The following is a 1,046-nucleotide window of genomic DNA, read 5'->3' on the forward strand; positions in this document are numbered from 1 at the left end:
CCGTCCTTGACATCCGGTTTCACACGGGAGAAGTCCCGCAGGATGCACCTGTGTCTGCACAGCAGGCGGAGGATCCTGAGGCGTGGCGCCGAATTGAACTTGGGCGTGCAGATAAGGAAATAGCTTGCCGTGAGGCTTCGGCCATCGAGGACCCCAACCTGCGAGAGAAGTTCGTGAGGCTTCGGGAAACGGATCTGAGATACCGCAAGTGGGTTGCGACCCACCCCGCGCGGTGTGCCAGTGAGATTCTCAGGCGCGAGCCGTGGCTTTCCGAGTCCGAGCTCGCTGCCATTCTCCCGGACTTGACCCTGGAGGACCGGGTCGCAGCCAGGGAGGTCGTGGCGAGAGAGATCAAAGGAGAGATCGCGGAGGAACTCGCTCGCGGCGCCGGCCGGAGCGGGGATGCCAGGAGGGAGCTGCGTCTGTTGGTGGTTGCGCTGGTGTCGCTTCTGGCGGGAGAGCCCCCCCAAAAAGTCGATGAGGAACTGGCAGCCCGCGTCGCGGGGGAGGATTACGCGAGCATCTTGAGGCAAGTCTGACCAGAGGACGGAGGGTGGTCCGAGTGTTCTTGCACCTGGGCAGAGACGTAGTGATACCTGCATCAGAAGTTGTAGCCATCTTTGACATCGATATCTCCAGGAAATCAGGCACGACCCGACAGTTCATACGGACCGCCGAGGACCTCGGGAAGATCATAGACGTCTCAGACGGACGGCCAAAATCGTTTGTGGTGGCAGAGGGGAAAGTATACCTGTCTCCCATATCCCCTCTCACCCTCAAGAAACGCGGCGGATCCGTCTCGGCCCTCGACGAGAGCGAGTAGAGCATCAGGCGGACATCTGGGTTTTTGGTGTATAATGAGGTAGGCAAGACTGCCGTGATGGCCTGTGCATCACGGTTGTTTTTGGGTTTCTCATACAATTGGGGAGGAATGTTCTTGGAGAACCAGACCGGCAGAAACGCAAACCACACAGACTACAATGCCAACCAGATCCAGGTGCTGGAAGGCCTTGAGGGTGTGCGCAAGCGCCCTGTCCAGAGATGCC

Annotated in this window: 2 protein-coding genes; both read left to right on the plus strand. The window is 59.3% G+C overall.

Translation table 11 applies throughout. From position 1 onward, the window contains the following. Positions 1 to 539, plus strand: a 539-nt coding sequence (locus tag NUW23_12610) for a hypothetical protein (GenBank protein ID MCR4427006.1), incomplete at its 5' end; no start/stop codon positions are given. A gap of 23 nt (positions 540 to 562) precedes the next feature. After that, on the plus strand, positions 563 to 823 hold the full coding sequence (locus tag NUW23_12615) for a DUF370 domain-containing protein (protein MCR4427007.1): 261 nt from the start codon (positions 563 to 565) through the stop codon (positions 821 to 823). Positions 824 to 1,046: the final 223 nt, after the last annotated feature.

This window comes from Bacillota bacterium, from assembly GCA_024655925.1.
Lineage (GTDB): Bacteria > Bacillota > DTU025 > DTU025 > JANLFS01 > JANLFS01.